19 protein-coding genes are annotated in these 26,086 nt (G+C 58.7%); all 19 read right to left on the bottom strand.

The genetic code is table 11. From position 1 onward, the window contains the following. Window positions 1-2: 2 nt before the first annotated feature. The 19 genes from CFB04_RS13365 to gyrA all read right to left on the bottom strand — a co-directional run bounded on the left by CFB04_RS13365 (window position 3) and on the right by gyrA (window position 25,833). On the bottom strand, window positions 3-1,295 hold the full coding sequence (locus tag CFB04_RS13365) for a phenylacetate--CoA ligase (protein ID WP_088535732.1): 1,293 nt from the start codon (window positions 1,293-1,295) through the stop codon (window positions 3-5). A 104-nt stretch (window positions 1,296-1,399) separates the two neighbouring features. Further along, complete coding sequence (locus tag CFB04_RS13370) at window positions 1,400-1,930, bottom strand: indolepyruvate oxidoreductase subunit beta (protein WP_088535733.1); 531 nt, start codon at window positions 1,928-1,930, stop codon at window positions 1,400-1,402. Then, window positions 1,927-3,711 carry a thiamine pyrophosphate-dependent enzyme gene (locus CFB04_RS13375; protein ID WP_231934489.1) on the bottom strand — a complete coding sequence of 595 codons (1,785 nt, stop codon included), beginning with the start codon at window positions 3,709-3,711 and terminating at the stop codon, window positions 1,927-1,929. The genes CFB04_RS13370 and CFB04_RS13375 overlap by 4 nt, the downstream gene beginning before the upstream one ends. Before the next feature lie 302 nt (window positions 3,712-4,013). Further along, the gene (locus CFB04_RS13380; RefSeq protein ID WP_088535735.1) at window positions 4,014-6,317 is read right to left on the bottom strand and encodes a nitric-oxide reductase large subunit; all 2,304 of its coding nucleotides are present in this window, start codon (window positions 6,315-6,317) and stop codon (window positions 4,014-4,016) included. A 362-nt stretch (window positions 6,318-6,679) separates the two neighbouring features. Further along, on the bottom strand, window positions 6,680-7,138 hold the full coding sequence (locus tag CFB04_RS13385; protein WP_088535736.1) for an intradiol ring-cleavage dioxygenase: 459 nt from the start codon (window positions 7,136-7,138) through the stop codon (window positions 6,680-6,682). A 45-nt stretch (window positions 7,139-7,183) separates the two neighbouring features. Next, a complete protein-coding gene (locus CFB04_RS13390) occupies window positions 7,184-7,636 on the bottom strand; it encodes an SRPBCC family protein (protein WP_231934185.1) in 453 nt (150 codons plus the stop codon). 18 nt (window positions 7,637-7,654) lie between these two features. Beyond that, complete coding sequence (gene sfsA / locus CFB04_RS13395; protein ID WP_088535738.1) at window positions 7,655-8,344, bottom strand: DNA/RNA nuclease SfsA; 690 nt, start codon at window positions 8,342-8,344, stop codon at window positions 7,655-7,657. After that, complete coding sequence (locus CFB04_RS13400) at window positions 8,341-8,529, bottom strand: hypothetical protein (protein ID WP_088535739.1); 189 nt, start codon at window positions 8,527-8,529, stop codon at window positions 8,341-8,343. Before CFB04_RS13400 ends, sfsA begins: the two co-directional genes overlap by 4 nt. 138 nt (window positions 8,530-8,667) lie before the next feature. Next, a complete protein-coding gene (hemE, locus tag CFB04_RS13405; RefSeq protein WP_088535740.1) occupies window positions 8,668-9,690 on the bottom strand; it encodes a uroporphyrinogen decarboxylase in 1,023 nt (340 codons plus the stop codon). A 317-nt stretch (window positions 9,691-10,007) separates the two neighbouring features. Beyond that, window positions 10,008-11,072, bottom strand: coding sequence for a radical SAM protein (locus CFB04_RS13410; protein ID WP_088535741.1), 1,065 nt, complete (start codon window positions 11,070-11,072; stop codon window positions 10,008-10,010). Between the two features lie 144 nt (window positions 11,073-11,216). Next, window positions 11,217-11,972, bottom strand: coding sequence for an ABC transporter permease (locus CFB04_RS13415; RefSeq protein ID WP_088535742.1), 756 nt, complete (start codon window positions 11,970-11,972; stop codon window positions 11,217-11,219). Window positions 11,973-12,285: 313 nt separating this feature from the next. Continuing rightward, complete coding sequence (locus CFB04_RS13420) at window positions 12,286-13,212, bottom strand: ATP-binding cassette domain-containing protein (RefSeq protein ID WP_088535743.1); 927 nt, start codon at window positions 13,210-13,212, stop codon at window positions 12,286-12,288. Beyond that, the gene (locus CFB04_RS13425; RefSeq protein ID WP_088535744.1) at window positions 13,209-15,371 is read right to left on the bottom strand and encodes an ATP-binding protein; all 2,163 of its coding nucleotides are present in this window, start codon (window positions 15,369-15,371) and stop codon (window positions 13,209-13,211) included. The genes CFB04_RS13420 and CFB04_RS13425 overlap by 4 nt, the downstream gene beginning before the upstream one ends. Then, a complete protein-coding gene (locus CFB04_RS13430) occupies window positions 15,368-16,747 on the bottom strand; it encodes an ATP-binding protein (protein WP_088535745.1) in 1,380 nt (459 codons plus the stop codon). Before CFB04_RS13430 ends, CFB04_RS13425 begins: the two co-directional genes overlap by 4 nt. Beyond that, complete coding sequence (locus CFB04_RS13435) at window positions 16,744-18,300, bottom strand: response regulator (protein WP_088535746.1); 1,557 nt, start codon at window positions 18,298-18,300, stop codon at window positions 16,744-16,746. The genes CFB04_RS13430 and CFB04_RS13435 overlap by 4 nt, the downstream gene beginning before the upstream one ends. Continuing rightward, on the bottom strand, window positions 18,297-20,561 hold the full coding sequence (locus CFB04_RS13440) for an ATP-binding protein (protein ID WP_088535747.1): 2,265 nt from the start codon (window positions 20,559-20,561) through the stop codon (window positions 18,297-18,299). Before CFB04_RS13440 ends, CFB04_RS13435 begins: the two co-directional genes overlap by 4 nt. Window positions 20,562-20,643: 82 nt before the next feature. Further along, on the bottom strand, window positions 20,644-21,654 hold the full coding sequence (locus CFB04_RS13445) for an NAD(P)H-dependent glycerol-3-phosphate dehydrogenase (RefSeq protein WP_088536839.1): 1,011 nt from the start codon (window positions 21,652-21,654) through the stop codon (window positions 20,644-20,646). A gap of 23 nt (window positions 21,655-21,677) precedes the next feature. Beyond that, entirely contained in the window at window positions 21,678-23,369 is a 1,692-nt protein-coding gene (locus CFB04_RS13450) for a HEAT repeat domain-containing protein (protein WP_157698797.1), read from the bottom strand. Further along, window positions 23,272-25,833: a DNA gyrase subunit A gene (gene gyrA / locus CFB04_RS13455; RefSeq protein ID WP_088535749.1), complete on the bottom strand. Its 2,562-nt coding sequence runs from the start codon at window positions 25,831-25,833 to the stop codon at window positions 23,272-23,274. The genes CFB04_RS13450 and gyrA overlap by 98 nt, the downstream gene beginning before the upstream one ends. Between the last annotated feature and the right edge of the window lie 253 nt (window positions 25,834-26,086).

Here is a 26,086-nt window from a genome sequence, read left to right on the forward strand (position 1 = left end):
AGTTAAAACTTCCGATTATCGAAAATCCGCTTCGTCTTCCGCTCCGACCGCGGGAGGGTCCCATAGTCCAGCAGCTCGACCTGGGGAGAGACGAGCAGTGTATGTTTCACCCCGGAGGAAATCTTTTTCGCCACCTGCTCATCTGGTAGCGCCTCTCCGTTGCATGCCCGCTCCACCCGGATGAGCATGTAGTCACGGCCATCTGATCCGTGATCGAACAGCACCTGATACTCGCTCCCGATGCCGCTCACCCTGGTGAGGATCTCGTCGATCTGACCGGGATAGATGTTGACGCCACGGAAAATGACCACGTCATCCGAGCGCCCCAGGATCCGATCGTGACGCGGAAGCCAGCAGCCGCAGGGACATTCCCCATCGATTAGGCGCGTCAGGTCACGGGAACGATACCGGATGAAGGGAACCCCCTCTTTGTGCAGCGAGGTGTAGACCATTTCCCCCACTTCCCCGGGCGCCACCGGCTCCAGGGTCTCCGGGTCGAGCACTTCGAGGATGTAATAGTCGGGCCAGTAGTGGATTCCGGTATTGCAGCGGCACGAAAGCCCCGTACCGGGGCCGTAGAGTTCGGTAAGGCCGGTTATGTCGTAGATCTCCTCGACCCCCAGGAACTCTCGCATCGTCTCCAGCATGGCCGGGCTCGACCTCTCCGCCCCCATGATTATTTTTTTTACGTTGAGGGTACTCTTGAGTCCAAGCCGGTTGACCTCCTCGGCTAGAAGGAGCCCCATCGAAGCGGTGCAACAGAAGACGGTGGACTGAAGGTCCTGAAGAAAGGTTATCTGCAGCTCCAGGTTTCCGGGGCCGACCGGTATGGCCAGGGCGCCGAACTTCTCGCACGCCTGCTGAAATCCGACTCCGGCAGTCCAAAGCCCGTAGCCGACGGCAATCTGCACCCGGTCCTCCCTGGTGAGGCCGGCCATCTCGTAACAGCGGGCAAACATGTTCTGCCAGTCGTCCAGATCCTTCTGAGTGTAGCAGAGGACCTTTCTCTTTCCGGTGGTTCCGGAAGACGCGTGGATGCGGACCAGGTCGGCAAATGGGGCGGCCCGCAAAGCGAAGGGATACCCGGCGGCAAGGTCGTCGGCAGAAGTGAACGGCAGGCGGCGCAGGTCGTCAAGGGAGGTGATCAGGTCCGGTGTTATGCCGGCGGCAGTCAGTCTATCGCGGTAGAAGGGGGAATTGTTGAACGCGTGGCTGACGGTCCACTTCAGGCCTGCAACTTGATAATCGGCCAGCTCAGCGAGGGACGCAGGTTTGGGGGGAAAACGTTTGAGCATGAAACAGGAACTCCTTAAACATGCACAACCCGGAGGGGTTGCAATTAACCCGGATGCACGCGGATCAGGCAAGGCTGGAGGAAAAGCTCAGGCCGGCTCCACCCTCAAGCCTCAATCCCTGCACGCAGGGCGGCAAGTGAGTCCTCCAGCAGGGCCGGCTTCCGCACCAGCTTCACCCGTATCATCTCCTCCACTTCGCCGACACTGCAGAAAAGCCTTCCCGGCTCGGCAAGAGCCCGTCCCAGAACCATAAGATTCACCGCCTGGGGAGTACCCCGGGAGAGCGCCATGGCATCGGCATCGAGTGTCGCTATGGGGTGCTCATCCTCGACGACGGCAACAGAGGAGGCGTTACCGACAATCCAGCCTTCCTTCCGGAGGAAGTGGCGATGAAGCATGACATTCTCCGGTTTCAGTGCCAGGAGTCCATCAGCCTGCCCCGGCCGAACCAGCGGGCTTGCGAACTCACCCACCTTGAGGTGGGATATGACTATACCCCCCCGCTGGGCCATGCCGTGCGTCTCGGATGTCATTACCGGCAATCCCTTGGAGATAGCAGTCTCGGCTAAGAGGCGGGTGACAAATAGAATCCCCTGCCCACCGACGCCGGAAATGATGAGCTGCTGCGAGATCATTGCTGCTCCTTCCGCCTGATCGAGCGGGAGGGGCAGACGTCAAGACATACTCCGCACCCGCTGCAGATCAGGAGATCAACTTGGACCTTCCCGGTGGCCTCTTCGACGATGAGAGCAGGGCATTCGAACTGGCTCCTGCATATGCCGCAGCCGGTACAGGTGGCATCCACTTCCGCCTGAACCCGCTTTTGCCGAGGCATGTTCCTGTCCACGAGGCACGGGCTCTTTGCGATAACTACGGCTACGCTGTCGGTCCGCGCGAACTCCACCGCCTCCTTGACGAGCTTCGTGAATTCCGGAAGATCCAGAGGGTCCCCCGTTTTGCAGAACCGCACGCCGCAACCACTTACAACTGTGGCAATGTCAACGGCCTGTCCCGCCTCCGTTCCCATGGCGGGGGTAGGCTGGTTCCCGGTCATGGCAGTAGTCGTGTTGTCCAGAATGAGCAGTACGAAGCGCGAGCCCTGAACCACCGCGTCTATCAGTGGGGGTATCCCGGCATGAAAAAAGGTCGAATCGCCTACCGTTGCAATGATATCCCGCTGCTCTCCCGTCACACGGTAGGCATGGTAGAAGCCTGCGGCCTGGCTGACCGCCGCGCCCATGCAGAGCACCGTATCCACCGCCCCAAGGTTCAGGCCGAGGGTATAGCAGCCTATGTCGCTGGGATAGATCCCTTTGGGAGCGGCCCGTTTGATCGCATAGAAGCTTGCCCGGTGCGGACAGCCCGGACAGAGTGTGGGCCTTCGTCCCGCTGCCGCAGGTGGCTCCGGGACTGCCGGAGCAGGTATGCCCGCGAAGCCTGCGAGTATCTGCTCGACAAGCTCGGGGAGCAGCTCACCCGCCTCTGGTACCGCCCCTGAAATCTTGCCCCGCACCTTGCTGCGGTCGCGCAGCTGCATCTCGATAACGCCCGTAGTCTCCTCCAGCACCAGGATTTCATCGAAAGAAGAAAGGACCTCGTCCATAAATCCGGTATGGAGCGGAAAAGGCTGGATTACCTGATACAGGGGAAGTCGGTCCCACAGCCCGAGACTCTTCATCACCTCCCGGGTATGGCCTGCGACAGCCCCCGAGGCGATGACGGCCTTTTGGCCGGGGGAAGGAGAATTGAGAAGGCGAGGTGCGGTGGGGCCATAAGCCGCTATCTTGGCTAGCTTCTCGTTCAGCTCCAGGTGGAGCCGGTAACGGAACTTGGGGGTGGCCGCCCAGCGCGAAGGGTCCTTTATGAAATTAGCCTTCCGATCAAGTTTTGTGACGGGAGCGGGTGCTATATCCTGGCAGGCATGACAGACCCGCGTCGTAGGGCGGAGCATGACCGGCACCCTGAATATCTCTGACAGCTCAAAAGCCACGCCCGTAAGTTCTTTCGCGTGGGCCGGAGAGTCGGGATCGAGCACCGGAACCTTTGCCAGCATGGCAAGGAGCCGGCTGTCCTGCTCCGTCTGGGAGGAGTGTGGGCCCGGGTCGTCGGCGCTGATGACGATGAACCCCCCGGTGACGCCGAGATAGGCCGCACTCATGAAAGGATCGGAGGCGACATTCAGCCCGACCTGCTTCATTGCAACGGCGGCGCGAAGCCCCGACTGGCTCGCGGCATATGCGACCTCGAGCGCCACCTTCTCGTTCACCGACCACTCGGTATGCATGGAAAGGCGCTCCCCCTCCTTCCATGCCATCACCGCTCCAAGGATCTCCGATGCCGGCGTCCCCGGATACGATGTTGCTACAACGCAACCGTTTTCAACGAGCCCGCGGGCAATTGCCTCGTTCCCCTGCATCAGTTGCCGGCTCTTTTCGACCACCGCATATCCTCCGGGCACATCGATGTTTACTGCACGTTCCCCGCGGGAACGGGCCATTGTGTGGGGAGTATCACGATTTGTCAATATTAAAAAGAGCCGCTGTGGCAGCCATCGTCAGCAGACAAAAGCCGCGGCTGACGCCTCGCCGGGAGGAGCAACAAAGGGGGTTTGCAGTTAGGATATATGAAACCACTTCAGGAATGGGAAAATGGATGCATGCCGGCAGACACAGGTTCCCGCGATGCCCGAAGGAGCCTTACAGTGTCTCTGCCCGCCGGTTAACTTGTGGTGAATTCATTCCCGGCGCTGCCCGAAATACCTGGACGGTTCCGGTTCAGGAACATCCGTACCGCAAGATACACCACAGGAAAGATTCCTCCGACAATAAACAGCATGTCACCAGGGAATCGCAGCCACTCAAAGAACCTTACGAGCGGCTGCTTGAAGAAGTCCGGCTCCCGCGCATGCCAGTAGGAGCGGGAGAGGGCATCATTAAGCTGGAGCAGCCCCACCGGGAAAAGGTTTATGAAAAGCATCCATGCGAGCCCGATATTCATGCTCCAGAAAGCGCACCCCATGGCAAGGTCGCTCTTCCGGTCACGGGGAATGAAGTAGCGGGCGACGAACATGAAGAACCCCATGGCAAGCATCCCGTAAACCCCCATCAGCGCGCCGTGGCCGTGATTCGCGGTCCACTGCGTTCCGATCTCGTAGTAACTCACGATTGGAAGATTGATCAGAAAGCCGAAGACCCCTGCGCCGAGGAAGTTCCAGAAGCCGACCGCCACGAGAAACATAGCCGCCCACTTGTGGGGGAAGTCGGCGGTGCTGACACTAAAAATGGATATATCCCGCGCGGCCGGGGCACCCAACTGCATGAACCGCCAGGCCTCGTAGGTCAGCAGGACGAGGGGAATGACCTCCATTGCCGAGAAAAATGCCCCGAAAGCCATGTGTGCAGCCGGGGCGCCGCTGAAGTAGAGGTGGTGCATGGTGCCGATGACGCCGCCCACCGAATAGAGAATGATATCCAGATAGACGATGGTGGCAGCTACCCGTGGACGTACCACGCCGAGCAGGACGAAGATGTAGGCAACCATGATCGTGGTAAACAGTTCGAGAAAGTCTTCCACCCAGAGATGAACCACCCAGAACCGCCAGAAATCCATGACGGCGAAGTTCACGTTCCGTCCGAACACCATGCCCGCCGCATAGAAGAGGGGAATAGAAAGCGCACTGTAGAGAAAGAGCCATGGCATGTTACCGGGATGCTCCTCCGGAAGCCGTTCTTTGAGGCCCCGCACGAGGATCACGAGCCACAGGATCATCCCCACTGTGAGAAGCATCTGCCAGAGCCGCCCCAGATCGAGGAATTCCCATCCTTGCGCCCCCACCCAGAACCAGGCCAGATCCCCCGGCATCTTCCCCATCAGGCTTGCAGCTTCACCGGCAAGGCTTCCCACGACGACCACGACCAACGCGCCGAAGAGAAGCAGGGCAAGCTTGTCCTGGTGAGGCGGCTCCTTCCCTGCGATAATCGGGGTGATGAATATCCCCATTGCGAGGAAACTGGATGCCACAAAGAAAAGGGCCAGTTGCAGGTGCCACATTCTGGAAAGGTTGTAGGCGAGGATCTCCCCGATGGGTAAGCCATAGAAACCCTCCGGCTCCACGTGATAATGGGCATTCACTCCTCCGAGCAGCCCCTGGCAGAGAAAGAGCCCGGCGACTACCAGGAAGTACCAGGCAGTTGCCCGCTGTGAAGGTGTGAGGTTGACCTTGTCTACAGGCCTGAAAGACGCAGATGCGCGCACCCCCGGCTCATCACGATGCCACCCGAGCCAATGATACCGACCGAACGCGAATAGAATTACCCCGACACCACCCAGAAGCGCCACGAGACTCAGCACGCTCCATATGAGAGCATCAGCAGTGGGAACGTTGGCAGCGAGCGGATCGGGGGGCCAGTTGTTGGTATAGGAATAGGAAGTGCCTGGTCGGACCGCCGCACTCGTCCAGGCCGCCCATGAAAAGTAGGAGGTGAGCGCCCTGATCTCTTCCTGATCGCGCAGGTGGGGGCGCCGCAACCCCTGCTGCGTCTGTGGAGGGCCGAACCACTTACCGTAGTAATCGACCATGGACTCGAAGGCGCGGGCCTGGCCGCTGCTGAATGTCAGGGTGCCGGTTGCCGCGTCGTACGTATTGTTCTTCAATTCCCTCCTGACCCGTTCTGCCGCCTCAGCCGCGGAAACTCCTTCGCCCCTGTAGTATGCCTGCATCTCTTCACCGGCCAGGTGCAGGTATTGGGCGGTAAAATCTGGGCCGAGATAGGCACCGTGGCCGAACAGGGTGCCGTACTGCATGAGTCCGTACTTCTGGAAAAGGTGTTGCCCCGCCATTATTTCGGAGCTGCCGAAAAGCACTCTCCCGTCCGCGCTTACCACCTGGCTGGGAATGGGAGGGTGTTCCCGGTTGATGCGCATAGCCAGATAGCCGAGGATGGTAAAACCGGCTATAAATGTAATCACTGCAACCAGGAGCCACACCGGGGAGAGCATCATCTTCTTTTCCGGCATGATCATGGGACACCTCCGCGTCGGAAAATGAAGTAATCTACTGTTTCATCGTAATTGAGAACTGGGGGAAGTCAACGGGAGGGGAAGTTTGGCGGGACCTGGGGACGAATGTCAAACCTAGCAAGTATATCCCGAAAAAAAATTATTACCAGACTGGAAGTTTCAGATACTGGTCGCTATAGTTACATCAGGGTAGCTACCTGTAACGGCTGTTTGGAAGAAGGAGGATGCTTATCGAGGACACTCCACCGGACAGAAAAAACACATAGCGAAGTACCGAGCCGACTGCACCAGGAAGCCGGCAATGCCCCGTGAAAAGGGGACAGTTCAGAATGAAGGTCCGCGAACAATGCGGGCCTTTTTCATTTTCAATCCGGAATCAGCACCAGATCGAACCGCCCGCTCCGCGCACTCTTCCGCGGATAGTGCTGCGTGATGAGTCGCTGATAGCCGGGAGCCTGGACAAGTATATGGATGTGGGACGGGCGGGTCATGTAGGGTGGGGGGAAGTGGGTGACGAGCTGGTACCTCCCCCTGGAGTCCGAGATGATGGTGGCCCTATGCGCATCATCGTATTCCCCCTGGGGCCCCACCTGCCAGAATTCGATCCGGGCATTGGGAAGAGGACGGCAATCGACAGAGGAGCGGACAACGCCGGAGAGGACATACCCTGTGCCGATCTTCGACCTCAGAGGCGCGTTCGGCTTATAGAACGGTCCGACTTCGTCCGGCTCGGTGGGAGGGCAAGGGCCCGCAGCAGCGGACCCCGCCAGGAGAATCCCTACGAGCAGCACACGAACAGATATGATCTGGTTGCAAATTTTCATGTCGATAAGGCTAGCGCATTTCTACCAGGAAGCAAGAAGAGTCAGCTACCACATCTGAGACAGAACCCCATGGCGAAAGTCGAAAATCTGCCGCAGCCGCGCCGCCACGAAGGGAGCCGCCATACGGCCTGCGAGCCCGAATCCGAGAGCGTAGGTGACGGTATCAGCCATTTCGACTCCGCTCTCGGCCTGTCGGAAGTGGTGCTCGTGGTGCCAGAGCCGGTACGGCCCGAACCGCTGCTCGTCCACGAAGTAGTGGGGCTCGCTGACATGAGTGATCTCGGTCACCCATACAACGCGGAGCGGCGGGAAGGGAGTCACCGTGTAAGTTACCAGCATCCCGGGATACATTCGCCCAGGAAGCGGAGAAGTCACGCGGAAGCCGAGAGAAGGCGGTGTTATGAGAGGCAGGTTGGCCGGGTCGGAAAAAAAGCGCCATGCCTCTTCCACCGTCGTCCGAAGAAGCTGCACCCGCTCCAGGCGATACACCTTCATCATTGCCTCCTGATGGGATCCTTAAAGAACCACCGGGACCGGCTCCGCCAGTCGAATCTCCTCTGTTGTGATGGTGGTCCTGAAAGCAAGAGCCTCTACACCTGCTGAGACAACCTCACGCAGCGCTGCGCCGTACTTCGGATCGATAGAATCGGCAGGGGAAAACGAATCGCAATCCGTCCTCTGAATGACGAACAGTATAACCCCTCTCTTCCCTTCCGCCACCCCGCGACGCAACTCCGTCAGGTGCCGCCGTCCCCGTTCCGTCACCGCATCTGGGAAGGTCGCCCGGCAACCCTCCGCCAGCGTCACGCTCTTTACCTCCAGGAGGCAGTCCCCTTTTCCACCGGAGAGGAAGAAATCGAGGCGGCTCTCGCCATACGGGTATTCTGGACGGATGATCTGGTAACCGGAGAGGGAAGGTATGGCACCTTCGTGGAGCGCCTCGGCGACGACGCGGTTAGTCCTAGAGGTGTTGACGCAGACGAAGGTGGAGCCGTCCTGAAGAAGCTCCCAGGTGTAGCGGCATTTCCGTGTGGGCGAGCAGGAGTCGGAGAGATAGACGGTGGTACCGGGAGAAGAGCAGCGAAGCATGCTCCCCGAGTTGGGGCAGTGGACGGTGACGGTTTCGCCGGAAGGAAGAACCACGTCCGCCAGAAACCGCTTGTACCGCTTTACCAGAGTCCCTTCCAAAAGGGGAGGAAACTTCACCGCCCCTCCCGGTCCTTTACTAGCCGCGCAAAGGAGCGATCATAGCTCCGCTCGGCAGCGGGGGTGAAGAAACAGGCAGGGAACTCGTTCTTCGGCCTGTGGTAGGCGATGCAGGCGCAGCAGTTGCCGCGATTTTCGCACTGGTAGGTGCAGGCGCACTTGTCGGGATTTCCTTTGCATTCCATTTCTTGTCTCCGTTATCAGGATGAAGGGGAGCGGCACTTCACCACGTGAAGCGGGAGCTCTCCTGTCGCCTATTGTTCTATCAAAAGAAAGGCGGCCAACGGGCCGCCTCGTAACATCGCTTCAGAGAACAAGCTTTCTTATTTCTGCGACAACCTGTGCACGCATTCGACCATGTGGATCGCATTCTCCGGCGGGACCGTCGGGAGTATTCCATGCCCGAGATTGAAGATGTGCCCGGGGCGCCCTGCGTTCTCGTCGAGGACCCGCTTCACTTCCGCCTCGATGACCTCCTTCGGCGCGTAAAGAACCGTCGGATCGAGGTTCCCCTGCACCGCCATCTTCGGGCCAAGGATGTCGCGTGCCTTGCCGAGGTTGATGTGCCAGTCAAGGCCCATGACGTCGCCGCCTGCCTTCTGGACGATGTCGAGCATTGTGCCAGCACCCTTGACGAAGTGGATCACCGGGGTGTTCTGGCGGTTCAGGCCGTTGATGAGCTTTGTGGTGTAGGGGAGGACGTACTTTTCGTAGTCGGTGGGGGAGAGGACGCCGCCCCAGGTGTCGAAGACCTGGATGGCCTGGGCGCCGGCCTTGATCTGGGCGTTCAGGTACTCCATGTCCATCATGGTGACCTTCTCCATGAGGGCGTGGAAGACCTCGGGAGCGGAATACATCATCTTCTTGATGGTGGCCCAGTCTTTGGAGCCTTTCCCCTCGACCATATAGCAGGCGAGGGTGAACGGCGCGCCGCCAAAGCCGATGAGGGGAACCTTAGTGGCGAGCTCACGGCGAAGGATCTTGATGGCTTCGAGGACGTAGGGTACGTCCGCTTCCGGATCGGGTATGCGGAGCTTCTCCACGTCGGCCATGGTGCGGACCGGGTTTTCGAAGACGGGTCCGGGGACGAAGTCTAGCTTGAGCCCCATCGGCTCCACCGGCGTGAGAATGTCGGAGAAAAGAATAGCAGCGTCGACGCCCAGGATGTCCACAGGCTGTATCGTCACTTCGGCGGCAAGCTCCGGCGTCTTGCACAGTTCGAGGAACGTGCACTTGGAACGCACCCTCATGTAATCAGGGAGATAACGCCCCGCCTGCCGCATCAGCCACACAGGCGTCCTGTCAACGGGTTTGCCCCAGCAGGCATCGAGAAAACGAGTGTTCATCCAAAATCCTCCTCAGGAATTATTTGCTTTTGGAGGTTGTTGAAAAACAGCCATCTCGCCGCCGTCCTCGAAAGCCGCCCTTGTGCGGCGTAGCGCTGCTACGCCTCCGCGTGGGCTTTCTGCGGGTGCGACGATCTGACTGTTTTTGAACAACCTGATTTCACCAGCTGTTAGATGTTACCTTCGACTAAAACCACGGAACGCGAGATTTCGTCCAGATTGTCGCACCCGCAGGAGCGCCCGCGGAGGCGTGGCAGCGCCACGTCGCACAAGGAAGCGAGGAGGACGGCGGCAAGATGGGCGGAAGGTCGCGTTCCTTATCCGCGCACGCGGATAGGTACATAGTTGCAAAACGGTTCCTCTGCCATGTAATCCCCGTACACTGCGTCAGCGCGAGCCCTGCACCCTCCGCAGACGTTGATATACTCGCACTCCCCGCATTTACCCTTGTACGCCTTGAAGTTGCGCAGGTCCTTGAAGATCTCCGAGTTCTCCCATATCTCCCGGAACGGGGTGTTCTTAACGTTGCCGGCGGTGCGGTGGAAGTAGGAACAGGGCTTGACGTTGCCGAAGCAGTCGATGAGGCAAATGGTCTGGGCAGCGATACAACCCTTCCCTCCGCCGGTGGAAAAGGTGAGTGAGCGGCGCTCGAACTTCACCCCCTCGGCCTTCGCCTTCTGGGGGACAATCCGGTAATAATGGGGGGCGCAGGTGGGGCGCATGAGGATGTCGTCCTCAAGCTTCTCCTGGTGGTAGTGCCAGTCCAGAATCTCCTCGTAGTCCTCCTTGGAGATGAGCTCATTCATGATCTCTTCCCCGCGACCTGTGGGTACGATCATGAACATGTACCACGCCGTGGCGCCGAGTGACTTGGCCGTCTTGAAAGTGGCAGCGATATCGTGCTGGTTCCTCTTCGTGAAGGAGGAGTTGATGAGGAACTTCTGGCCGTGGCGGCGGAAGTGCTCGGCCGCCTTCACCACCCCCTGGAAGGCCCCGGGGCACTGGCGGAAATCATCGTGAACCTCTGCACAGGACCCGTCGAGGGAAAGGGAGACCATCTTGATCTCCGCCTTCTTCATCTTTTCGCAAATCTCGTCGTTGACGAGGGCGCCATTGGTGGCCATGCACATGCGAAGGCCGAGCGACGTACCGTATTCTGCGAGTTCGAATATGTCGGGGCGCAGGAGCGGCTCACCGCCGGAGAGTACAACCACCGGCTTCGAAAAGTCGGATATCTCCTTGAGAAGCTTCTTCCCCTCTTCGGTAGTGAAGTCCCCTTCGGAAGAGGTCATATCTGAGGAGCAGCGGCAGTGGACGCATTTGAGGTTGCATTTCTGGGTGGTTTCCCAGGCAACCCATTTCGGTATGAATTCTTCAGCCATGGTATCTCCGGATAAACTGTCGCAGGTCACAGCCCCCCAGTGCAACTCCTGTTGGAGGGAGAGGTTTTTTAATGTGTCAGACTACTATGAAAGGGGCGCGGAACTCAAGGAATTTCACCGCTCCTGAAGCCGGCGGGGCCGGCGTCACTCCTCGATCTTACGATTGAAGGTGTAGACTGCTATGACGAAGATCGCTATGGCCGTAATAGCTAAGAGTGTCATGTATCCGGGCGAGAGGGTACCGTAGAGCAGTGACTCACGAGCGCCATCGAAAATGGCGGTAGTGGGAAGAGCGGTTATTGCCGGTAGCACCGCAGGAGGGTATGAAGAAAGCGGGAAGAACACTCCCGACATGAATACCAGGGGAATGATCACCACCGCCTCGATACGTCCGATGTTTTCAGGCTTGTCGATGGTGGTGCCGCAAATGGTGCCTACGCAGGAAAAAATGATGGAGCCGAGGAAGATGTAGAGAAGGTAGACGAAGAGATTCGACGGAGGGAAGCGGAATGGGGTGAGGATGAAGATCACGACCCCTACGGCCATCCCCTTGATGACCCCCTGGGTAAAACCTGAAATGATCTTCCCGATGACGATATCGTAGACGGTGATTGGAGCTACACGGTATTCTTCAATAGTGTGCTGCACACGGCGATGGAACCACATGCTCCAGGCGCTTTCGTTGAAGGCAGAGTTGACGGCGGTCATGGAAATCAGCCCTGGAGCGATGAAGAGGGAATACGGGATGCCGTCGACTTCGTTGATATACCCCTTGAGGCCGATGCCGAAGGCAAGGTAGAGCGTGAGCGGATAGGCGATCACCGCCACGAACTCCGAAAGGATGCTTCGGCGCAGCACGAGCATGTCACGCCGCCAGATATTTATAGCTCCACTGAACATATGCCTCCGTAACCGTGCGAACCGGTTTCTATGAAACCCTTTGCGCCAACAGGTCAGGTCGCTCAAAAACAGTTAGATCGTCGCACCCGCAGAAAGCCAGCGGAAGCTAAACACCGATGCGGCATGCCGCTTCCTATGTCTACCAGCGGCGACAGATTCGCGATGATTCCGTCGACGGCGACGACCGATGGCCCGCAGGCGTAGCAGCGCTACGTCGAGGAGCCTGAGGAGGAGCCGGCGGCGGAAGGGCGCGAATATGGCGGCGCCTTCGACGAGGACGGCGGCGAGATGGCTGTTTTTCCTCGACCGGTTCTCACTCCCTCACCGTCCTTCCGGTGAGCTCGATAAACACATCCTCCAGAGAGGGTTCCCGCAGGCAGATCTTACGGATGTCGGAACTGCCGATCCGGTCCATGAGTGGTTTCAGCGATTCCTCATCGGTCAGGGTAAGTCGGAAACCGTTCCCGCTCCGCTCGACGTTCCGGACGAAATTCATCTCTTTCAGCATGGCCTCGTATCTGTCGGCGTCCCGGACGAACTCAAGCTCGTAAATATGGGCATGGGCCATCCGTTCCTTGAGCTCGGCGGCAGTTCCATCTACGAGGGCCTCGCCATGGTCCATGATGACGATCCGGTCGCAAAGGGCATCCGCCTCGTCCATGTAATGGGTGGTGAGAAAGATCGTCATCTTCTCCTTCAGGGACTCGATGTATTCCCAGACCGCGCGCCGCGACTGCGGGTCCAGCCCGGTAGTCGGCTCATCGAGGAAGAGCACCCGCGGATGGTGCACCAGGGCCCTGGCAACGACGAGCCGACGTTGCATTCCGCCGGAGAAGGTATCGGGAAAATCGTGCTGCCGCCCGGAAAGTCCGATCAGATCGAGAAGCCGGTCGATGTGCGGGTTGTACTCGGCTGGATGCATCCGGTGCATCCTGGCGTGGAGCACCAGGTTCTCCCGGGCCGTCAGGTAACGGTCGAGATTGTTTTCCTGAGGCACGACGCCGATGAGACCTCGAACCTTCTTCCCTGCCGACAACACGCTGTGCCCCTCTATCAAGGCATCACCGCTGGTGGGGCGGATAAGTGTGGTAAGTATCCGGATGAGCGTAGTCTTCCCGGCCCCGTTAGGCCCCAGGAGACCGAAGATCGTCCCCGTTTCGACTTCAAGGGAAAACCGGTCTACGGCCACAAGCGGTCCATAATGCTTGCTGACCGCTGCGATAGAAATGGCAGGACTCATTGATCGGTCGCTGGAGGATCTGCGGGAAAGAGAAGCGAGAAGACGCTTCCGCCGTCACGTGAGGCGGATGTCCAGACAAATCCGTGGTGCGCGTCCATGATTCCCCTCACGATGGCAAGTCCGAGTCCCGTCCCTTTAGACATGAATTCGGTCTTCCCGGAGGAGTGATAGGCGATATCGCCGATACCGTAAAATTTCTCGAACACCCTTACCCGCTCCTCAGGAGGTATGCCGATACCGCTGTCCCGGACATCGAGCCGGTAAAAGAGAGACACGCCATCCAGCAGATTTCCGAGCCCCGGATAGAAAGGCTCCAGCAACTCCTGTTCGCTGAGTAGCTCTCCCCTGCCGGTGAGACTTGCGGTAACTTCTACCTTTCCACCGTCAGGTGTAAATTTTATCGCATTCTCCAGCAAATTCCTGATAGCCAGCTTGGAAAAAGCCTCGTCGGCAAGCACCGGAGTATCGTCACCGGTGATATCAATCACCAACTGCCGTTTGGACAATGGGAGCGCGAAGGTATCTAGTATCTCCCGGCAGAGGGGGATCATCCTGAGGGAGCGCTTCTGCAGAATTATCCCGTCCGCCTCCAGTCGGGAGATCGAGAGGAGGTCGTCCACGAGGGTCTTCAGCTGGGTGACTCCCTCGTATACGGAGGTGAAGATATCGAGCTGCTCCGGCGTCATCTGCAGGCCGCTGTACTTGAGGAGGAACTCGACCCCGCCCAGAATCGAAGTGATGGGCGTTTTCAGCTCGTGGGACGCCATGCCGATGAAGCTGTTCTTGGCGTCGTTCAGCCGCTCCAGCTCGGTATTCGCCTCCTTGACGCGCAGCAGGTTGTCTTTCAGCTCCTGGCGGCTCAGCTGCAACTCGACGTTCTGCTCCTTCATCCGGTCGTAGAGGGTATGGTTCTCGATCAGTACAGCCAGCTGGCTGGCGATCGACGTAAGCAGAAAGACCTCACGGTCGGAGTAAGCTTTTTCGGCCTTGTGTGCCACCATCAGCACCCCCATCACCTCCTGGCCGATCTTCAGCGGCACCACACACCATGCCTGCATTCCCATGTCGCTGGCAGTCCGCAGCACATTGGCCGGCAGTTCCCGGTCCGCCGCCTTGGATTTGTAAGGCTTCCCCGAAAGCACCTGGCTAAGCCACGGAACGTAGTTGGGGAGTCTCTTGATGGCCGCTTCGAAGGTGCGGGAAAGACCGAAGGATGCCTTCAGCCTGAGAAAGTTGTCGTCGAGAAGATGGATGCTGGCGAAGTCTACCTGCAGGATGGTATGCAACTGGAGCAGGAGGTCGTTCATGATCTTGTTGGCGCCGATCTTCGAATTGAGCCGGAAGGCCACGGCATGAAGGGTGAGAAGCTCCCGATCGCTGATCTGCTTCTCCTCCTCCATTTTCTTGCTCTGGGTGATGTCCTTGATCACGTGCACAAGACCCTTGAGCTCCCTGGTTGTCGAGCGCATCGGACAGATCGAGACGTGGAACCACCCCTTGAGTGTCGGGAATGTTATTTCTTCAAATGTCTCCTGGGCCGTCGGCTGCACCTTGAAAATGTTCTGCTGCTCGGCGCTGCTCCCGTAGAAGACCTGCCCGATATTCCTGCCGATAAGCTCCTGGTAGTCGGTGTTGAAGTACTCGATGGACTTCCTGTTGCAGCGGATGATGGTGCCGTCTGTGCTGGTAAGGAATATCAGGTCCGAGACCGAGTCTATGACTGCCTCCCACTCCATCTTGCCCGCACGGATTGCGTTATCGGCATTTCTGCGGCTGCGCCGTTCATGGGCCTCCCGCAGTTCCCGCTCTATGGAAGGTATGAGCCGCGACAGCTTCTCCTTCATCAGGTAATCGTGAGCACCCTCCTTGATGGCGGCCGCTGCGAGCTCTTCGCCGATCTTCCCCGAAACGATGATGAAGGGGATGTCCAGGCCGCTCTCCTTCAATATCCGAAGTGCTGCGGGAGCACTGAACTGCGGCATCTGGTAATCGGAGAGGACGATGTCGTACGCAGAGCCCGCAAGGGCTTCCTGCATTTCTTCAGCCGTCTCCACACGCCTGCAGACGGGCCGGTATCCGCCTCGCTCTATCTCCCGAAGCAGAAGGCGCGCATCGTCTTCCGAATCTTCTATCAGCAGTATCTTCAGATCTTCACTCATTCGTCACCTTGTTCCCCTGCAGCATTACCACCGATGGTGAAGAAGAAGGTCGCTCCCTGCCCGGTAATGCCCTCCCCCCACACTTTCCCTCCGTGCCTGCGGATTACGCGCTGGACTGTAGCGAGACCGATCCCGCTCCCTTCAAATTCTTCCGGCCCGTGGAGCCTCTGGAACGGATTGAACAGCTTCCCGGCATAGTTCATGTCGAACCCGGCGCCGTTATCGCGCACGAAGTAGGTTGGCCCCTGATCCGAATTCAGACATCCGAACTCTATTTCGGCAGCATCCTTGTTGCCGGTGTACTTCCAGGCATTCCCCAGCAGGTTCGTCATTACCACCCGGAGCAGTCTCGGATCTCCATAGGCTGTAATGCCATCGCCGATGGAACTTACTACTTTCCGCTCCGGCTGGGCCTGCTGCAGTTCATTCATGATCGTTCTCGCCATGCCGCTCAGATTGACCGGCTGCCGGGTAATGCCGCAACTCGTCACGTTGGCCAGCTTGAGCATGTCGTCGATAAGCTGGTTCATCCGCACGACGGCGTGGCGAACCCGCTGGATGAACATCTTTCCATCGACCGGAAGAAGATCGCTGCAATCCTCCTGGAGCGCTTTGCTGTAGCCGTCGATGTGACGAAGCGGCGCGCGCAGATCGTGGGAAACCGAGTATCCGAATGATTCCAGCTCCTCGTTGGCCACCTCCAGCTCGCAGGCGCGGCGCTGAAGATCCTCGTTGAGGTCATGGATCTCCTGCTCGGCCCGTTTTCTGTCGGTTATGTTGCGGATGAACGCGATAAGCTGGTGATGCTGATAGGGGAGCAGGCGGATCTCGTAATGCTCCCCCTCCTCAGCCCCCTGCACCATATATTCGAAGGAAACAGGCTCCCCCGAAGCAGGCAGCGCTGCAACAGCTTCCCTGAACAGGAGCAGGGCACTCCCAGGGAGAATATCTCCGATTGCTTCAGGCTTGACGGAAGTGTTCTGGCTGCAGCCGGGGTGCTGGTAATCCAATATCCTCCCGTTCCGGTCGAGTTTTATGAATACATCCGGAAGCGCCCTGAAAATAGCTTCGAGTTCCTGGTTTGCCTCCCCCAGTTCTGCAGTTCTCTCCGCTACGCGCTGCTCCAGCTCGGAGTTGAGCTGCATGAGCCGCTGCTCGGAACGCAGGATAGCCGCCATGTACCGGTAGACAAGCCAGTAGAGGTAGGCAGCGGTTACCACCATGAAGAGCCAGCCCTTGTAGATCGAGAGACGCACGACGAGGGCGGGATCCCGTACCAGGGTGGACAGGATCAGGTCTGAAAGAAGAATCCAGGCGCAGCCGGCAATCAGGAATATGAGAGTTATCTTCAGCGGCGCCGCAGTCGTCCTGCTCACTGAGCGCGCCCTTCACGAGGTTCCGACGCAACAGGAAAGAGCAGTATGAAGGAGCTTCCCTTCCCATCCTTGCTCTCAGCCCATATATAGCCTTGATGGGTATCCATCACCTTCCGGCAGAAAGCAAGCCCCAGCCCGGTCCCCTTGGTCTTCCCTATCCGGCGGGTCCTCGCTTGTACGAAGCGGTCAAAAATGAGACCCAGGAGCTCGGAGGGGATGCCGATGCCGTTGTCGCGCACCGTGAGCTGCAGGTACTCCTTTTCAGCAAGGAGAGTGTCGGCCGGGTATGCTTCCGTCGCGATCATCCGCTCCCTCAGGTTCGGGAGATCTTGCGCCCGGTGCGCCGACACCTCGATCTCTCCCCCTTCCGGCGTGAACTTGAATGCATTGGTGAGAAGATTGCCGAGCAGCCTGGAAAACTTGTTGCGGTCAACTCTGATGGGGGGGAGGTTCGGGGCGAGGGTAGAATAGAGGTTCACCTGAGTGCGCCTCGCCACGGAGCGGAAGCGGGATAGCGCCTTCTGGATCAACTGCGGCGGCTCCTCCACCTTGAAATCCAGGACCATTTTACCTGCCTCGAACTTGTGGATATCGAGGAGAGTATCGATCAGCTCTACCATTTCGGCGCAGCTCTCTGTTGCGGATTCGAGAAACTCCTGCTGCTCCTCGTTCACCGGGCCGAGCCTCCCCTCGCGAACCAGGTCTATGGACCCGACCACGGCGGTGATGGGGGTCTTCAGGTCGTGGGAGAGCATGCTTACAAAATCCTCTTTCTCCTGCTCCAGGGCCTTCATCGCGGAGATGTCGCGTATGATCTCCACTGCGCCGATCAGTTTCCCCGAGCTGTCATGAAGGGGCGCGGCACTTGACAGAACGGCGATCTTCTCCTCCTGTCCGATCCGGAGGTTGTAACCCACGTCGAGGCAGGGGGAAGCGGTCTGAAGGGCGACCATGCAGGGGAGCCGTTCCGGAGCTATGTCCGCCTTCAGAACCGTTTCGACCCTCGCTCCGACCATTTCCCCACTGGGCTTTGCAAGGAGCTTCCCGGCCGTCCGGTTCACCATCATGACGCGCCCCTCTGTGTCCACCGCTACCAGAAGGTCCGCCATTCCCTGCAGGATCGTTTCCGTCTTTTTCTGCTCCTCGGCCAGGCGGAGCTGCAGGCGCAGGTTCTCCTGCTTTGTTTCGTTGAACTGGATCGCCCGCTCCACTCGCTTCAGCGCATCATCCGTGGAGAACGGCTTGGAGATGTAGTCGATTGCCCCCTTTTTCATCGCCTCGACGGCGATGTCCTCGCTCCCGTGGGCAGTCATCATGACGACGGCCACCTCCGGGTATTCGGTGTGCGCCCTTGCCAGCACCTGCAGACCGTCCATCCGCGGCATCTTGATGTCGAGGAGCATCAACGAGAATTTCTGCTTGGCGAGATAGTCAAGGGCCTCGATCCCGTCCCTCGCCCGGATGGTCCGGTACCCGGCATCCTCCAGCTGAAGCTTGAGAATGAGGCTGATATCCGGCTCGTCATCGACAATGAGAATCACGTCTTTGTTCATCGCTGCTCCTCGTAGACGGGGACGGTAAAGGTGAAGACATTTCCCCCCGCCGCCCCCATTTCGTAATATATCCTGCCATGGTGCCGCTCGACGATCTCCTTGCAGATGGCGAGCCCCAGGCCGGTTCCTCCCCGCTCGCCCCGCTCGGTATTGTCGAGCTGCTGGAACTTCTTGAAGAGCTTGTCACGGTCCGACCAGAGAATGACTTTGCCGTGGTCGGCTACGGAGATGGCTACATAGTTCCCCTGTCTCGTCGCGCTTACCATCACCACCTGGCCCGCTGGTGAGAATTTTACCGAGTTTGAAAGGAGGTTGGTAAGGACCTGCACCAGCCTGTCGTGGTCCCCATACACCATCGGTATCTCTTCGCCGACACAGTTTACAATGGAGATGTTGCGGCTCATGGCGAAGCTCTTTATCTCCTCGATGGAATAGATTACAAGCTCCCCTATCGACTGCGGCTTCATTGTAAATTCTATCCGTCCCGCTTCGATCTTGGAAATGTCGAGGATGTCGTTGATGAGCCTGATGAGCCGCTCCGTATTGCGCAGACACACGGTCAGCAGCTCACGCTCGGTGCCGGTGAGCCATTTACCCTTGTTCATGATGAACTGCAGGGAGCCTTTCATGGAGGTAAGGGGAGTCTTCAGCTCATGGGAGACGGTGGAGATGAACTCGGTCTTCATCCTATCCACTTCCTCCTCCAGCGTGACATCCCTCAGGGACATTACGACCCCTGCAAAACCACCCGTCTCGTCCAGTATCGAAGATACATTGACCTTGAGCTTCTTCCCCTTGACGGTCACCTCCTCCTCACCGCCGCTGAAACGTGAGTCGTCGCTCCTCAGCTTGCTGATGAGGTCGAAGAGGATGCAGAAATTCCCCGCCTGGCATACCTGCTCTATCGGCTGCTGGAACACGCGGTGGGGAACGATGTCGAGAATCTTCTGGGCGGCAGGATTGAAGAGGATGACCTGGTTGTCGCTGTTGGTGACGACGATCCCCTCCGCCATGCTCGTGAGGATTGCTTCCAGGCGTCCCATCTCCATCCGCAACTCAATGGTTCGTTCCGCCACCCTGTTTTCAAGCAGCTCGTTAAGCTCCTGCAGCGCATCCGTCTTACGCCTTATCGTCCCGTCCCTTTCAGCAAGAGCGCTGGCCATCCGGTTGAACGCATCGGCAAGAAGTCCGAATTCGTCCGCCGTCCTGACGTAAAGCCGCTGGTTCAGATCTCCCATTTCCACATTTTCCACGCCTGCGGCAATTGCCTTCAGCGGCTGCGTCAGGTGCTTCGAAGTAATGTATGCGATTCCGAAGGAAAGGATGATCCCTATCGTAGCCGAAAAGAGAATGTTCCGTTGGTTGTCCTTGCGGACCCTGAGATACTCTCCTTCCGGGATGGAAACGGAAAGCGCTCCGACCCACTCCTTGCTGCTGTTGAATATCGGTTCATAAACCGTACGGAATGATGTATCGCCGGTCTCCATCCTCCCCCAGTAGGGGAGGCCCTTCTGCAGCCGGTCCAGGATGGCTGTATCCAGTGAACTCCCAGGAGGCTGCTCCTTCAGGCTGCTGGCGATTACGATCCCCCCCTGGGTTATGGCAAGCTCCATCTCCTTGCCGAAAACATCGCGGATCATGTACGGCAGGTGCGATCCCTTGTTAAGGATCTCTCCAGCGATGATTCCGCCCAGGAGATTGCCGTCGGGGGTGAAGAGGGGCATGGCCACGGTAACCATCATGGCGTCTCCCTCCTTCTGGTTCACCAGCCCGAGGTCGGTCTTCCCCTCCCGGACAAGCAGCGAATGCGGCACAAGTTCGGTGGAAATGACCGGTTTCTTCTCCTGCACCGCCTTGTCGAGCAGGTATCCCAGCTCGAAACGGTCATTGTTGATGTCGTTGTTGACACGGGCAATGACTCTTTTCCGGTTGTCGATTATGGTAATGATATCGAGAAAGGGGATGGCGTTGCGCCAACGTTGAAGTGCATCCTTCAGCCATTCCTGGTCGCGGGCGACGAGGTGTTCACGCACAGGTGGAGCCTGCACCGGCTGAAGAAAGGAATGTTTGGCAAGTTCGGCACGGGAATAGTACTGGCTGCGGGCATAACCCAAATGCTCGCCCAGATCTTTGTTGACCTGCTCCTCGACAAACCTGCTCATGCTGTTGATCGTGGTGAACAGAAGGACCGAATAGGAGACGCAGAGAATGAGAAGTATGGAGAGAAACAGCTTGCTTCTGATACTCAGATGAGGTTTCATCACATCCCTCTTCTGTCCGCGAAGCTACCTGCCGTCGTCACCGGGTGTGCAACCGGTTGCCACGGCCGCCTGTCTGGAGGCGTTACAGGTCCTCTGCCTTGAGGTCTCGCGTCATCAGCTCGATAACCGCTTCACGGGCAGGCTTGTCCTCGTGAAGTATCCGGTATACAGCTTCGGTAATCGGCATCGATACGCCGAGCCTCGCGGCAAGATGGTAGGTAGACTCGGTTGTTTTGACCCCTTCCGCGACCATCCGCATTTCACCGAGGATTTCGGAAAGCCGCTTCCCCTTGCCCAGGGCGATACCCACGCTCCTGTTGCGGGAAAGGTCACCCGTGCAGGTGAGAACGAGGTCACCCATGCCCGCCAGCCCCGAGAACGTCCCGGGGATAGCCCCCATCCTACGTCCGAGCCTGGTTATTTCAGTCAGTCCGCGGGTTACCAGGGCGGCTCTCGTGTTGCTGCCAAAGCCCAGGCCGTCGGAAATGCCGGCTGCTATGGCAATCACGTTCTTGATTGCCCCCCCAAGCTCCACACCGACCACGTCGCTGTTGGTATAGACTCTGAAAAACGGTGTACTGAATATCTTCTGAACCTGCCGGCAGGATTCTGCCTCCTCCGCTGCCGCCACTACCGCAGTCGGCATCTCTTGCGCAACCTCCCGGGCAAAGGAGGGCCCGGAAAGCACCGCGAACCGCCGATACATCTCGGAAGGAAGAAGCTCGGCGTAGATCTGGGATACAAGCAGCAGTGTGGTGTTTTCGATCCCCTTTGAGGCACTTACGATCAAGGTCTCCGGGGAGAGCAGCGGGAGGAGGGTGTTGATGACCCCGCGGAGCACTTGCGTAGGTACGACAAAAAGAAGCAGGTCCTTGCCGGTTGCAGCCTCTTGGAGAGAGCTGGTGAACGAAAGCGAGGGACTGAGAGTAATCCCCGGAAGGAACACGCTGTTCACCCGGCTTTGCGCCATGTCCGAAGCCACTTCCGGCTCATATGCCCATAGAGTTACAGCGTGCCCTTTTTTCGCAAGGAGATCGGCAAGGGTGGTACCCCAGCTTCCCGCTCCGATTACTCCTATTTTCCGGTGCTCCATTTCAAACCCCGCTGGTGTCGGTGTCATTCCCATTCCTCGGCATCGTCCCCCTGCTGATCACGGAGATCATATCCTTCGGCGAGAGCTTCCCGCGCCACCTCGATACTCTCCAGGGCGATGCGCCGCAGGAGCGGATGAACATGACAGGGAAGGGGAGGTACCGGGAGACTGGCCGCGGCATCGATGGTGCAGTCGATGAGAGCGGTCTCGCGCCCTGCTTCCCGCATCAGGTCCGCCATAAGCAACAACCGATGCCTGATCTGCTCCAGGTCGGGGCTTAGGAGTTCCCGGCAGAACTGCTCCAGCAACTTGGCCTCTCCGCGCCTGCTTCCTGTCTCCTCGATCCTGCTCCACTCTTCGGCATAGTCGTATACCCTGCCGGTCGTCATGAGCCATCCGGAAAAGTAGTCGTCGTCAAGGATGGTAGAGGTGGCTGCCAGCCTGTGTGCAGGGACCGCGTCACGCCACACCTGCGAGCTGCTGCAGGGGGAGTAGGCGACCGGGGTAAGCTTCTCGTCGGGAAAGAGCCGCGGATAGAGCACGTAGAAGTCGGCGGGTAGGTAGAATCCACCTGAGCGATTCAGCTCCATCGCGTCGCGTATCAGCTTGAGTGCGTACTCGTGGGAAATGGCCACGAAGCCTTCCTGCTCGACCAGTTCCCGTAACCGTGCTTCCGTGTCTGCGGAGGTGGCGGCTCCCCCCCACGCAGCCTTGATTCCTTCATGGTCATGAAGATGCAGGTAAAGGGTCGCAAGCTGCTCGTCCAGCCAGCGTGACACCCAGAGCGAACGGCAGCCGTCTATATCCGGAGGGGTGATGAACACGGCATGAAAGGGGCCGGGCTCGGCAATAGGGGCATCTTGGGCGGAAACCCCCTGGAAGGAGAGCCGGCGAAGGCTTCGCTCCACCTCTCCCCGAACCTCGTCGTCCGCATGCCGGTAAAATGCGTCTAGAATTCGGGCTGCCCGCGGGTCCTTTATTTTCCCCAGCGAGGTAGCGGCATGCTTTACGATTTCCGCGTCGTCGAAACGGAGCAGAACTTCAAGGAGGTCGAGTATGCGAGGGTTGCCAGTGCCACCCAGTTCCTCGATCAGCTCCCGCTGCTCAGATCTGCTGCGGCAGATGAAGTCGTCCACGAAGAGTGAGAGTCCCTCATCTCCCATGTCGAGGACCCTGGTGAACACCTCGAGCGAGGCTCCCGCCTCGGCAACCAGCCTCGCAAACGGGGGAGCCGTAATATCGACTCCGTATCCCTTTAGCGCAGCCAGCAGCACCGCTTTTCCCTCCTCGTCCAGGTCCCTTCTCTTCAGGGCGATCTGAACGAGTTGATCGATCCAACCTTCCTCATCGAAAAAGTCTAGGAGATATGCATAGCGTGAAATTACATCGCTGTCGCGTTCCCGCCAAAGGTTTCGCAGGAGGGGAATCAAAGCACGGTCCCCCGACTTCCGCAGGCTGCCGCCTATCTCTTCCATCTCGTCGAGGGTGACACCGTTCTGCCTGAGCCTTTCGAGGAGCGATATGATCCCGTACCGCTCCTTGAGGCTGCGATCTATGTTTTGCCGGCGTTTCTCCATGTTCATCAAACCTCGCGTAACGCCCGCCCGTATTCCAGATCTATTCTTCTTCTCCTTCCACCAGATCCGCTTCAGGGATATCGTCCTCTCCCGCTCCCTCGTCGCTATCGTCCTTTTCGGCCAGACGTGCAACGGCAACGATCCGCTCCTCCGCCTCCGTGACCATCAGTCGAACCCCCTGGGTGTTGCGCCCGATCACCGAGAAGCCGGCCACCGACATCCGGAGGATCTTACCCTGGTCGCTGATGAGCATCAGGTCGTTCTCGTCGGTCACCTGGAGGATGTCGACCACGCAGCCGTTGCGCTCGTTGGTCTTGATGGTGATGACCCCTTTCCCGCCGCGGGACTGCAGGCGGTATTCGGTGAGTTCCGTCCGCTTTCCGAAGCCGTTCTCAGTGACGGTGAAGAGGGTGGAGCCGGAGACGTCGTTTATGATTTCCATTCCGATCACCACGTCGTCGTCCTCCAGGGTCATCCCACGCACGCCTCGGGTAACGCGCCCCATGGGGCGGGCATCCTCCTCCCGGAACCGGATCGACTTTCCATTTCGGGATGCGAGCAGGACATCCTGCTTTCCGTCGGTGAGGGCAATGGCTATCACCTTGTCCCCGTCGTCCAGATTTACCGCGATGATCCCCCCGGAGCGGATGTTGGAGTATTCCACGAGCGGAGTCTTCTTCACGACGCCGTTCCTGGTCGCCATCATGATGAACTTGTCCTCGGCGAACTCCTTGATGGGGAGAATAGTCGTGATCTTCTCGCCTGCCTGGAGGTTGAGGAGGTTCACGATAGCCTTCCCGCGGGTGGCCCTGCCCCCCTCGGGGATCTCGTAAACCTTGAGCTGGAAGACCTTCCCGGCGTCGGTGAAGAACATGAGGATGTCCTTGGTGGAGGCGATGAAAAGCTGCTCCACGAAATCCTCTTCCTTCGTCTTGATCCCCGTCTTCCCTTTGCCCCCCCGTCGCTGGGCACGGTAGAGAGAGAGGGAGCTCCGCTTGATGTAGCCGGAGTGGGTGACGTTCACCACCATGTCCTCCTCGACGATGGTGTCCTCAAGGGTTATCTCGGCGGTCTGATCCACAATTTCGCTTCTGCGCTCGTCCCCGAACTTCTCCTTCAGCTCGGTAAGCTCCTGGACGATGATGGCGAGGATCTCGCTCTCCGAAGAGAGGATCTCCTTCAGCCGGGCGATGAACTTGAGGATGTCGGCGAACTCCTGAAGGATCTTCTCACGCTCCAGGCCGGTGAGTCTCTGGAGACGCATCTCCAGGATCGCCTGGGCCTGCTTGTCGGAGAGGTGCGGCCGCGTCTCCTGGCGGGGGAGGGAGAGGCCGAATTTGTCGAGGAATGCCGGGTCAGCAAAGGTTCCCTGCATTAGCCCCGCCTTCGCCTCTTCGGGATTCTTGGATGCCCTGATCAGCTCGATCACTGCGTCGAGCCAGTCAAGGGCGATCTTGAGGCCTTCCAGGATGTGGGCGCGCGCCTCGGCCTTCTTGAGCTCGAAGATGGTACGACGGGTCACTATCTCCCGTCGGTGGTCGATGAAATGGCCGATCATCTCCCGCAGGGAGAGGACCTTCGGCTGCCCCCCGGCAATGGCGAGCATTATGATCCCGAAGGAGGACTGCATCTGGGTAAGCTTGTAGAGGTGGTTCAATATCACCTGCGGGTTTTCGTCCCGCTTGAGCTCGATGACGATCCTCATCCCGTCCCGGTCCGACTCGTCACGGATATCGGAGATCCCTTCGAGCCGCTTCTCCCGAACCAGCTCGGCGATTTTGGTGATGAGGTTCGCCTTGTTGACCTGGTACGGTATCTCGGTGACGACGATGGACTGCCGCTCGGTCTTCTTCTGGGTCTCCACCGAGGCCCGGGCGCGCATCTGGATGATGCCGCGGCCGGTGCGGTACGCCTGCCTGATCCCCTCGCGGCCGTAAATGAAACCTGCCGTCGGGAAATCGGGGCCGGGGACGAGTGAGATCAGCTCCTCGAAGGTGAGGTTCGGGTCCTTGATGACGGCGATGATCCCATTGATCACCTCCGAGAGGTTATGGGGGGGGATGTTGGTCGCCATCCCGACGGCGATGCCGGCGGAGCCGTTGACGAGAAGGTTCGGGAACTTCGCCGGGAGCACGAGCGGCTCCTCCATGGAGCCGTCGTAGTTGGGCCCCATCTCCACCGTTTCCTTGTCGATGTCGTTCAGGAGCTCATGAGCGAGCTGGGACATGCGGATCTCGGTGTATCGCATTGCCGCGGGGGAGTCGCCATCCACTGAGCCGAAGTTACCCTGGCCGTCCACGAGGGGGTAGCGGAGCGAAAAGTCCTGGGCCATCCGAACGAGGGTGTCGTAGACGGCGGTGTCGCCATGGGGGTGGTACTTACCGATGACGTCCCCGACTACGCGGGCCGACTTCTTGTACGGCTTGTTGTAGTCGTTGCTCATCTCGTGCATGGCGAAGAGGCAGCGCCGGTGCACCGGCTTGAGGCCGTCTCTCACGTCGGGGAGGGCGCGGCCGATAATGACCGACATGGCGTAGTCCATGTAGGACCGCTTCATCTCGTCTTCGATATTGACGGAGGTCTTGTTTACCGTTTCAAGCATTCTGTAGCATTCCCTCGTTGTAAATTAATCTCTCAAGATCGGTACGTGCCGAAGGTCGCCCACTGCGCGATATTTCCGCCACATGAGAAGTTACTGCAATTGCCTCGGATGATGATGTTCGAACGCTCCCTACGGCCGTGCCTGGCGGGGCTTCAAACTTCAACCACGGGGAGAAGATGGCGGGTCCTGAGATAAACCGATTGCAGACGATAACACAGTTAAGTCTCTATTAAAACCCCTTTTCCGTCTGCCG

The organism is Geobacter sp. DSM 9736 (genome assembly GCF_900187405.1).
Lineage (GTDB): Bacteria > Desulfobacterota > Desulfuromonadia > Geobacterales > Geobacteraceae > DSM-9736.